This is a genomic window from Oleiphilus sp. HI0066 (genome assembly GCF_001635725.1).
On sequence record NZ_LWFH01001833.1, the window covers coordinates 1 to 10,933 of the forward strand.

A 10,933-nucleotide genomic window follows, 5' to 3' on the forward strand; every position below is an offset into this window, starting at 1 on the left:
CGACCAGAGATAGAGAATACGTCTTCTACTGGCATTAGGAATGGTTGATCGATTGCACGCTCTGGCTCTGGGATGTACGTATCAAGCGCTTCAACAAGCTTCTTAACAGCAGTTGTACCCAACTCGTTGTCATCTTCGCCGTTCAATGCCATCAAAGCAGAACCAGGAATGATTGGAGTGTCGTCACCAGGGAATTCGTATTGATCTAGAAGCTCACGAAGCTCCATTTCAACCAACTCAAGCATTTCGTTGTATTCTTCAGTACCTGCACCGCCACAGTCTTCAGCAAGAAGGTCTGCTTTGTTCAAGAATACTACGATGTATGGAACACCAACCTGACGTGAAAGAAGGATATGCTCACGAGTCTGAGGCATTGGGCCGTCAGTCGCACCACATACTAGGATCGCGCCGTCCATTTGAGCAGCACCAGTGATCATGTTTTTCACGTAGTCCGCGTGTCCAGGACAGTCAACGTGCGCGTAGTGACGATCATTTGAATCGTACTCTACGTGTGACGTTGCGATTGTAATACCACGCTCACGCTCTTCTGGAGCGTTATCGATGTTAGCGAAGTCTACCTTCTCACCACCGAATACTTCTGCACATACACGAGTAAGTGCTGCTGTTAGTGTTGTTTTGCCGTGGTCAACGTGGCCAATTGTTCCAACGTTAACGTGCGGCTTACTTCTTTCAAACTTTTCTTTTGCCATCCGAACATCTCCTATAGAATCGCTCGATGAGTGACATTGCGCCGCAATGAGCGCAGACCACGCAAAACTGTATATGGAGCTCATAACCGGAATTGAACCGGTGACCTCTACCTTACCAAGGTAGTGCTCTACCGACTGAGCTATATGAGCGCTTGTATAATTAAATGGAGCGGGTAGAGGGAATCGAACCCTCGTCATCAGCTTGGAAGGCTGAGGTAATAGCCACTATACGATACCCGCCACAAAAAAATTGGTGGAGGGGGGTGGATTCGAACCACCGAAGCTTTCGCGTCAGATTTACAGTCTGATCCCTTTGGCCGCTCGGGAACCCCTCCAAAAGCGAGAATCTAAAGACCCTCTTTACCTCAAAAAGAATGGAGCTGGTGGACGGAATCGAACCCCCGACCTACGCATTACAAGTGCGTTGCTCTACCGACTGAGCTACACCAGCTAAATCACCCCTGTTTCGAGAGGCCGCTATACTAAGTGAAAGAATTTTCGGATGCAACAGTTTTACAAAAAAAATCTCTACTTTTTATAACCATGCCCAAAGACTGAGCTATCTGACTGATTTTTATACGATTTCTAGAGTTATCAGACAACCAAACCTGTATCCACCAGACACTTTCGAAGTCGAAGATATTGCGAATTGATGTCATATAGCCTTTGTCGCGCATATAACCCTGCATACGCTGTGCAGAATCAATATTTTCAAACACACCAACAGACAATGCACCATACAAACCTTGCGCAGTAATAATGAAATTATCGATCCCTTTATCATTAAATTCTTTTTGCTTTTTCAGGGATTCGGCATAGCTTTCGAACGGCCCGTAATACACCCAGTATCTTGGAGCCACCTCCTCTTGCCTTTCAATTAAGTCTGATCGAACACCTGCATCAGACAATGCTACTAAAAAATTACGCGCTTCTTGCTGGTCACTCAAAGGCCCTAACAACAAACAGCCCCTACCCGACTCAGAGATTCCTATTCGCTCTACCCCGTCCCCTACAGCATATTTCACAACCGGCTGATAAGAACCTCTCACCTCTGACCACTGCCATAAAGCGAACACGACATTCACGGTAAACAAAAGAAGGACAATCTTCACAATCCCACACCTTGTTTTTGCGCTAAAGCGAGACCGTCGAGAACCAGATCAGGAACGGACACAGCGCAATCTAACGACACAGACTCTGAAACCAAATCCGCATCACCTCCAGTTATAACAAGACGATACTTTGACTCAACAGCCATACGCTCTATTTTCTTTATAAGCTCTGAAAACATAAGCGAAACACCACCATTCACACAACGTAAAGTTGATAAGCCTTCACAATCACTATTGGCATAGCCATCTTCAATTTTTGAGGTCTGCCCTAACAGAGAATTTCGGAGCATAGAGTAGCCTGGCGCAATATACCCATCGACCTGCTTCCCATCACAGTTCACAACATCAACAGTTAAAGCACTTCCGGCATCGACAACCACGACACCCTTATAGTCCGATAAGCACTTTGAGTAAGCCGCAAGCATCGCAAGACATCGATCGACACCTTGATGCTCTGGAATTTTATAGCCAAATTCGACTTCACCCATACGCTTTACGGAGCGAGCTATATATATAGAAGACACATTAAAACGGCACTTTAATGAATTAATGAGATCTTCGAGCGATCGATTACCGGCAACCGAAGTTACCTGAACCGAGAGATCCTCATCATTTGGCAACTGTTGGCATAGCACATCTAACAGATCCTCTTGCAACTCTGCGCCGCGACCAAATACCCTATCACCATCAAACACTCGCCATTTAGCTCTAGTATTCCCAACGTCTAATTGCAGAATCATATTGGACGCACACTCACTTCACCTGAATGAAACACCTTCACTCCATCATCTACCTTTAACTGCAATCCGCCCTGCAAATCAACACCTAAAGCAACGCCCTCTACATCAGGCCCAATCACTTTCACTGAACGATTTTTTAGCGCATCAAACTTTCCATACTCATCGACATATGCCTCAAACCCTTTTTCTCTAAAAATCGACATATTATTCAGCAGGCTCTCCAATAACCGACCCGCCAATTCATTTCTTTCAACGTCTACATGCTGAGCGATCGCAGTCCAAGGCTGATCAATTTGACTTGCCTGACGTTCACTCATGCTCACATTCATTCCTATACCAATGGTTACCAGCCAGCTACCGGTAGCCTCGCCGGATAGCTCAATCAATATTCCTGCCGCTTTCTTGTCACTAATCCAAATATCATTCGGCCATTTCAAACCAACATCAGTGACATTCAATCCTTTCAACACTTGCGCCAATGCAATCCCAACAACAATACTCAGACCTTGAAGCGCCGCAGGCCCTTTAAACCATTCGAAGCACACGCTGAAATATAGATTCTGTCCAAAAGGACTCACCCAATCTCGGCCACGTCGGCCACGCCCAGCACTCTGCTGCTCAGAAAATAAAACACGATAAGGAAGATTGGCCGAAATCGAATGGACGTCAGTATTAGTGGAGGCACAGGTATCCACGACTTCAATCTGAGCGTCTGCATGATGACTATCAGACACAAAATTTAAGATCTTACTTTTATCCAGCAAATCTATCGGCGAAAGAAGACGGTACCCCTTGCCACGATGACTTTCATAATCAAGGCCCAGACCCTCAAGCCCCTCAAGAGCCTTCCAAATTGCCGTACGACTGACACCAAAACGCTCACCTAACTCTGAACCAGAGTGAAACTCACCATCTGCAAGCACTGAAATTAAATTTGAAAGGTGCATTAGATATCTCATCAAGGAATAAGGATGAGAATTATAACGAGGAAAATTTTAGCGGTGCAATGTAAGTCAGACGTTAATCTAACGGAGTCATTGTGATATCACTCGTGATATCAACATTCTGCAATTTTAAACCATGCAATAAGGTAGCTGACTGCCCAGATGAATGAACTAGATCAACAGACCCGAAATCCAACTCTTTAAGTTGGGTTCGGGTACGTAAAGCAAGACCAACAGGCAAACTATCCCAATCCTCTGGTGTCAAATCTGCCGGTGCAACATATCGGTACGTCCCATCGGGATTCATCACCTTTACATCACCTTTATTACCTACAACACCATTGCTGTCAGCACCATCTGACTTTTTACGCACATACGCTGACGCAACATCAATATTCTGATCGGTTCGTAAACCAAATGAATCTGTTACACCGTCACCATCATTGGTCGTAAAGTTATCAAACACCAACTTAATACCAGTGTCATTCACAACACCGGCAGTACCTTCTCCAGAGCGACCAGTCTCCCACGTAAAGCGATTGCGCTTGCCTTCCGCTTCAACGCTATCCTTAAAAAATCTGGCCGATGCAATCGTTAAGCCTTGATCCCCTCTATCAGACCATCGACCACCATCAGATTGACACGACGCGCTATCGCTCCCTTGCCCACCAACACATACAGCCCCAGCTCCGCCTGCGGAAATTGTTCTTTCAGATCCTTGTTCGTATGTCTCCAGCACCATGCGCCCAAAGCTCGCACCAGTTGCCCGATCACCTAATCTAAAGTCTGTGACATCTAGTCGCGACCAACTTTCTGTCTCATAAATTCGCAAACCCTCTTCAGTAACGTCAAGAAGCATGTCACGAAGATGCTTATCCATATCGAGTCCTGCCAACCAGAAACCACTACCATCAGATTCCTTATAAGTAGCCATTAAGCCATCACGCAATTCAATATCTGCATTGATGGTAATACCTTCATCACCAAAACGACCGCCCGGCCCCAAAGTGATATGCCCGTTTAATCGACCACTCAACTCAGGATAAAGCCCCAAACCAAACAACGCACCCGATACACCAGGAATACTATAAGACGTAGATAAATCCTGAGACTTCAGACTCGTACCGTCATCCGAAACACGACCTAAACGAAACCCTTCGGTTCGATAAGCAAAATCTAGATCCTCGAACCCTATTCTCAGACCATCATAAAACTGAGTCGAACCTAGCAAGCCATCCGCAGTGACATCAAGAGTTATATCACCATCTACATACGCCTCTAAGCCGCTATACATCAGGCCAAAACCATTATCGACGTATACCAAATTTGATTCATTATTAGGACTGATTAAACTGAACTGCGTATCCAAACGAAGCCCCTGATATCCAGCGTCGACATTACCACCTGCCTGCAAAACAACTGCATTTGTTCGTGCGACCGAGTCATAGACACCATCGGCTAGCAGTAAGTTCACGCCAAGACTACCCAACGACTTAATAGGTAAAGCACTATCGACTTTGTAAGCATCGATATTAGATTTGGTCTCACCCAGCACAACCGCATCAAAGAACAAAGCCGCTTGCAAACTATCAAAGCCCAGTTGCAATCCACCACCATAATCGCGTGTCGACTCGAGTCCTGCATGACGATCACTCGCTAGCACATCGACAGTTAAATTCGATAGTGCAATCGTGCCCTGACCACCTAACGCGCCGAACCAATATCCGATATCAGACCAATCGGTATCATCACCCCAAGCCAAATCCCAACTAGAAATTGTTGCCTGAGTATCCAAATTAAAGCCTTCTACGCCATCCCGACCACCGGCACCTAGCTGAATAGATTGACTCAACGCTAACTTAGACCAAAGACTTCCGTAACTCGGCAGCAATACTCCGCTATCTACATCGTTAGACACACCATTATTGTTGGCATTAGTGCTTAATCGTATGGCATCAGCACGCAATTCAAGATCCACTTGAGATGCTACGTACTCGAATTTTCCAGAGGTAGGGTTATAAGCCAACGTGGCATCCGGCGCGATATAGTCAATGCTCATACCGTCTAAAAAGAATTCATTTCCGTTTGTTCTATAACCAAGACGCCCATTCGTTAAACTAAAGGCCGTATCAATAACGTAAGCTGTGGCGTTAGAACTAATCTCTGTTAAACCATCCAATTCAAAATCTAAATACAACCCACCTAAACTTGGGGTACCCAATAGATTAGAACCAACACTGTCGCCAGCCTCTTCAATGAATCGAATATCTTGAATCTCAACACGCGCTTGATTACCTACCGGAGAGAAGGTAGAACCATCCCATTCAAGCGAATCCGTTGTGTAATCAAGTGACAGCGTTCCATCTTCCAAGATGTCGACAAGAATCTGCATCTTAAGAAAATCATCACTTCCTCCAGAACCACCAATACGCAAACCCTCAAAAGCTATACCATTACCGTCATCGAAGTAAGCAAACTCTTGAATCGTGGTATTACTCTCTAGATTTAATGTGATACCTGACTGCCCACTAACTCCCGACAAGAAGTCATCTTCTAAAGCTTGCATTTCGGCATAGGCAGGCACCGCTAATGAGAGGGCAAGCATTAAAAAAGTAAAGGGGGATAAGGTTACTATGCGCATGGTTTAATCCGTTGGAAACACTAACAAATTACCTTTTAGTGTCGCTTCACCACTCATTTCAACCCCGTAAAGGTCGAGCTGCTGAAACCCCGGATCAGACGGGCGCTCCGTTGCACTACCCGCTAAAGTAAACTGGAAGTCATCAAACCGAATTGTTCCCGGCAAACCAATCTCTAGTACTTCACGATTGAATAAAGCACCATCACCACCAAATCCAGAATCAATATCACGAATCTTCATAGTGAGCCCTTCAAAGGCAATACCGCCTCGAAGGTTGTCAATCACAAACCAGCCACCATCCTGCTCTGTTTGCAAGGCAATACGCGCCCCACACGATTTAGTCGCGTCGGTGCACGCACCAAAATAATTATCAGAAAGCGGACCACCGTTCTCGTTAATCGAGATGTCACCACTTAGGTACACTCCACTTTGTCCAGTGACTTCGGACAAGTCGCCATCATCAATAGACTTCATTTCTGCCATAACGGGGAAGCAAGCAGTCGTGAATACAAACAGTAGTGTTCTAGAAAGAATTATCATGGCGTCAAATCCCTAAAACGAACATCTAGGTGTTGAATAAGCATGCCCTCGATTTTAGCCGAGCCAAGGCTTGTACCACCTATTTCTATATCACCAACATAAATATCGGAACGATAGTCTTGATTGGAGTAGTAGTCTTCATAAAAAGCGTACGCGATATCGCCCTGCGCAGAACCATCAGATGCCCCACTCACAGGGTCAATGTTCGCAAGATAGTTCGTCGTCATTTGATCAATCTGAAAACTAAAACCACCAGTCGTATTATCTACACCGATATAAAGAGGCTGAAAGGTATTCCCTAACGCTAGCTCTAGTTTGAAATCGCTCATTTTAATCTTGGATGTGCACGCAGAACTCGCGACCGCACAGGTAGAGATTTCAAGCGCTGGCGTATAAAAGTTCAAACGATACTCTGCAGCCATACGTGAATCTTCTCCCCAAAGACGCAAATATGAACCATCAAATACCGCGCTGTGCGCATGCATGTTCAAGTGAGTTTGCGCCTGCCCGGCAACATTCACTTCCAACTCAAAACCAATATCTGGTCGCTCTCCCGCCTCGAAATCAACGGAAGCAGGTCGACTCGCACATGTTCCCGAGCCTTGCGCCGCGCTAGGATCCAAACAGTCATAACCAAGTGTTGAGTCAACCATTCTTGGCGCCGCAATCTCCAACACACCTTTGCCCGGCAACCCAATATCATTGCCATCAAGCAAATCTATTTCATAGGGATTATCTAGGCGACCTAAATTCACGCCTTCTATCACATCGCCATACTCACTTCCTGCTCGGGCGATGTACATTTGATTCACATTAATATTGACCGGATTACCATCAGAGTCGGTGATGCCGGTAATCCGAAAAACGTTACCTTGAGAAGAGTCATTACCGTGGCTAAACGCAAAGTCTTCCATCACAAACCCGATACCAGCACCATCTACTTCTGATAAATCATTATCAGAAAGCGCTGCCAATTCAGAATGCACAGGAAGGGCAATAGCACCCAGCGCGATAAACGCAGCATTCTGAATAATCGATGGGAAAATTGAGCGCCATTGGTATGACATATTGAGGCAATGCGTCCTGTTTAAGAAATAAACCAACATTATATGGAGAGATGAATTTAAACATGTGAAGCAGGACGAAACTTCACAGTCGTTCACAAATCAAGCAGTCAAGACGTGAGCTAGAACAATATTCTAGCCTTGCTGCAAGAGATTTCTCAGGTCAATGACTGCGGCGCTTGCTCTAGAAATATAAGATGACATCGTTAAAGAGTGATTCGCCAACACACCAAACCCCGAGCCATTTAGAATCATCGGACTCCAAATCGTATTCTGAGTCGCCTCCAAATCCAAACGAATTTGGCGCAGGCTAATCAAAGCATTTTTATCGCCAAGCACTTTTGCAAAGTCGTGTTCCATAGCACGTAAAATCACAATCAACGCCCAAGCTGTGCCGCGCGCCTCGTAAAATACGTTATCGATGTCAAACCAAGATGTTTTTGACTCTTTAAAGCCTTCACCCGAGGTACTTTGCTCAGCAGAATAATCTCCGGCAAGCCCCAGATCCAAACTCGGGCGCCCCACACTTTCGCTCAAACGCCTAGACAACCCCCCAAGTCTATTCTCAACTTCTGACAACCAAGCGCTTAAATTATCGGCACGCGCATAAAACTGTGCATTAGGAGTTGATTCATCCGCTAAGCGTTTGAGATAGTTTTCAACAGCTGCTACACCTGTGCGATATTCAGATTCTGAAGCCGGGAGAATCCAACTACGATTATCAAAGTGAAACTGCGGCTCTGCTAACTTAAGACTTGCATCCTCTTGGGACTGACTTTGCGAGCGACTAAAGTCTTTTCTCATCACCCTAGATAAATCTCGTATTTGAACAAGAACCCCAAACTCCCAGCTAGGCATATTGTCCAGAAACACGCCCGGCAGGAATAAATCGTTTGATAAATATCCTCCAGGCTTTTCGAGCAAAGTATCAGACAACTCAATAAGACTCGCAGTTGTTGCCACACCAATGGGCGCATCAGAGAGCGTGACTCCCGCTCTTTGCTCTACAACCAATGCTAAGTCCGGAACATCAGGTTCAGAACTCCACCAAAAGCCGAGCACCACTACGACAAGCAAATAAATCGGAACAAGTAGCAATAAACCCTTTTGTTTATTCATGTAAGAGACTCTCTTTCTAGAATTGAGCCTGTGACGGCTTACAAATTTGATAGCCAGTCGCAGCATCAACACCTAAATCTTTTAAAACAGCCAACTCAGCTGCGCTTTCGACACCTATGGCAACAACCTGAATATTTTGGCTATGCGCGATTTGTACGACCGAGCGCAAGAAAAACTGATTTTCTTGGTTCTCGTGAATATCCCTAATAAAACTCGTGTCTATTTTTATCGAACGGACTCGAACACGCTTTAAATACGTAAATGGAATAGATGAAACACCAAAACGATCAATACAGAGCCCGAAGCCCCAAGAATCACCTAGCTCACAGAGCTTAAGAAGTATCTCTTCGCCAAAACCTAAAGCATGCTCAGGAACTTCAAAGGTCACCCGATGAAGAATAGACTGATTTTGTCGAAGATGCTCTATCAACCACTCCATGAAAATAGTATCAGCAATGGCTGCTTCAGAAAGAGCGATGTTGTAGTGCATCGATTGATCACTATCGCTCTTATTCAAAGCCGCAAATACGGCTTCGACAATCATTTCATCGAACCTAACCATTAAGCCAAAACGCTTAGCCATCGGCAAAAACGTCGACGCAACAATCATCTCGCCATCTAACTCAATACGCGAAAGTAACTGCTTATGACTAATCGAGTCATCAACCAAACTCTGTACCGGCTGTTCATGCAATACAAGCGCATTATTCTGCAATACATCCTGTAAAATAGATTGCCAATGGTTGGCTTGCCTAACTTCTTGAGAAACGCCATCTTCTTCTAAATCAACGTAACGCTGCCAGCCCGAAATTCCTTTAGACTGAGCTTGTCGCAACGCCATATCCGCTTTCGATAACAAACCCGATACCGTTTCAGCATCGCTCACTTCCGCCACACCAACATTCACCCAGTCATCTTTCAGACCTTGACGTAAGACCGGAATAGATTGAATTTTAGAAAGAAGTTTCTGGGCGTAGGTTTCAGCACAATCAACACTAACACCCGATAAAAACACACTAAATTGCGCACCAGATCTTCTTGAACAATATGCGCCACGATATTCGGCAGAAAGTTCTTTTAGTAGCTTAGAAATCTCCTGCAATAACTCATCGCCCGTCTGACGCCCGTGAGACAGATTAATAGACTCAAAGTCATTTAACATGACTAAGACTAACTCCCCCACGCCTGTCACAGAACGACCAACTAAGTCAGACTTCAAACGCGCATCAAAGCCTTCTCTGTTAAACAATCCCGTCAAATCATCTAATCGTGATAAATCCCGGAGCCTTTCGATATCATCGATTTGCTCATCGAATACTTTTTTCAAGCTCTGAGCCATATCGTTGATTGAACGCGCAACGGAGTCCAATTCACGCGTTGGAGGTAATTCAAGGGGCTGTTCAAAAAATCGGTTAGCAATGCGCTGCGCTTGTTGCTCGAGCTGCACTAGCGGTGCCAATAAATAACGAAGCAAGCTGTAAAGTAATAAAAGCCCAACAATCAATAAGCCTGCAAATAAGATCAATTGAACAACAAAACGCTCCCATAATTTGTCGATTGCGAGCGCGGAATTAGAAACGACCTTCAAACTTCCCAGCCTTTGCCAGCCAGACATCACCTCCGCATCGCCGCTTTGCACCTGCAAATCGATCATGCCCACAAACCAGAGTGGCGCTTTGGTTTGTTCTACGTCCAGCATTCGTTCAACGACTTCATCAGATGCATTAATTCGTAAAACAATTGACTGGTAATCGCCACTATCGAACATGGCATCAATGAGCCTTTCTCGGCCAACACCACTATCTTGCTCATTAATAGATGACAAGCCTATTCCCAAAAATGTCGCTGCTTCTNGCGAATGTTTTGCTAACTGTTCTTGGACGTAATGCTTACTGGCAGAAAAACTGAATATAGCGCTAAGGGCAATCATCGCCACGAACAATAGCCCGACAGAGATAAGAACAAGCTGTTTAAGAGTCCGTTTTTTATTTGTTATTTGCATATCCATCACAGAGTCACACAGACGATTCAGTTCGCAATTTCATATGTTCACGTAGACAGAT

General features: G+C 45.1%; 9 protein-coding genes and 4 tRNA genes. All 13 read right to left on the minus strand.

Translation table 11 applies throughout. The features are described from left to right. Positions 1–710, minus strand: a 710-nt coding sequence (locus tag A3738_RS28440; RefSeq protein WP_197474110.1) for a GTP-binding protein, incomplete at its 3' end; no start/stop codon positions are given. Positions 711–784: 74 nt separating this feature from the next. Beyond that, positions 785–860 (minus strand) — tRNA-Thr (locus A3738_RS28445). 15 nt (positions 861–875) lie between these two features. Continuing rightward, positions 876–950: transfer RNA gene (locus A3738_RS28450), tRNA-Gly, on the minus strand. An 11-nt stretch (positions 951–961) separates the two neighbouring features. Beyond that, a tRNA-Tyr gene (locus tag A3738_RS28455) sits at positions 962–1,045 on the minus strand. Between the two features lie 40 nt (positions 1,046–1,085). Continuing rightward, positions 1,086–1,161 (minus strand) — tRNA-Thr (locus A3738_RS28460). A 31-nt stretch (positions 1,162–1,192) separates the two neighbouring features. Continuing rightward, positions 1,193–1,822, minus strand: coding sequence for an SPOR domain-containing protein (locus A3738_RS28465; protein ID WP_068476059.1), 630 nt, complete (start codon positions 1,820–1,822; stop codon positions 1,193–1,195). Then, positions 1,819–2,562 (minus strand): type III pantothenate kinase, encoded by a 744-nt coding sequence (locus A3738_RS28470; protein ID WP_068483413.1) that lies wholly within the window; start codon positions 2,560–2,562, stop codon positions 1,819–1,821. Before A3738_RS28470 ends, A3738_RS28465 begins: the two co-directional genes overlap by 4 nt. Next, complete coding sequence (locus A3738_RS28475) at positions 2,559–3,509, minus strand: biotin--[acetyl-CoA-carboxylase] ligase (RefSeq protein ID WP_197468885.1); 951 nt, start codon at positions 3,507–3,509, stop codon at positions 2,559–2,561. Before A3738_RS28475 ends, A3738_RS28470 begins: the two co-directional genes overlap by 4 nt. Before the next feature lie 73 nt (positions 3,510–3,582). Continuing rightward, positions 3,583–6,147, minus strand: a complete 2,565-nt coding sequence (locus A3738_RS28480; protein WP_068483407.1) for a DUF6160 family protein — start codon at positions 6,145–6,147, stop codon at positions 3,583–3,585. Between the two features lie 3 nt (positions 6,148–6,150). Next, a complete protein-coding gene (locus A3738_RS28485; protein WP_068483404.1) occupies positions 6,151–6,687 on the minus strand; it encodes a DUF6160 family protein in 537 nt (178 codons plus the stop codon). Continuing rightward, positions 6,684–7,754: a hypothetical protein gene (locus A3738_RS28490; RefSeq protein ID WP_068483401.1), complete on the minus strand. Its 1,071-nt coding sequence runs from the start codon at positions 7,752–7,754 to the stop codon at positions 6,684–6,686. Before A3738_RS28490 ends, A3738_RS28485 begins: the two co-directional genes overlap by 4 nt. Positions 7,755–7,886: 132 nt before the next feature. Continuing rightward, complete coding sequence (locus A3738_RS28495; RefSeq protein ID WP_082890123.1) at positions 7,887–8,870, minus strand: DUF2333 family protein; 984 nt, start codon at positions 8,868–8,870, stop codon at positions 7,887–7,889. Positions 8,871–8,886: 16 nt separating this feature from the next. Further along, positions 8,887–10,872, minus strand: coding sequence for an EAL domain-containing protein (locus A3738_RS28500; RefSeq protein WP_197474111.1), 1,986 nt, complete (start codon positions 10,870–10,872; stop codon positions 8,887–8,889). Positions 10,873–10,933: the final 61 nt, after the last annotated feature.

Bases quoted from the DNA above. Each gene is read 5' to 3' on its own strand.
- A3738_RS28480 (WP_068483407.1), bottom strand. From the start codon at position 6,147: ATGCGCATAGTAACCTTATCCCCCTTTACTTTTTTAATGCTTGCCCTC.
- A3738_RS28470 (WP_068483413.1), bottom strand. From the start codon at position 2,562: ATGATTCTGCAATTAGACGTTGGGAATACTAGAGCTAAATGGCGAGTG.
- A3738_RS28475 (WP_197468885.1), bottom strand. From the start codon at position 3,509: ATGCACCTTTCAAATTTAATTTCAGTGCTTGCAGATGGTGAGTTTCAC.
- A3738_RS28490 (WP_068483401.1), bottom strand. From the start codon at position 7,754: ATGTCATACCAATGGCGCTCAATTTTCCCATCGATTATTCAGAATGCT.
- A3738_RS28495 (WP_082890123.1), bottom strand. From the start codon at position 8,870: ATGAATAAACAAAAGGGTTTATTGCTACTTGTTCCGATTTATTTGCTT.
- A3738_RS28485 (WP_068483404.1), bottom strand. From the start codon at position 6,687: ATGATAATTCTTTCTAGAACACTACTGTTTGTATTCACGACTGCTTGC.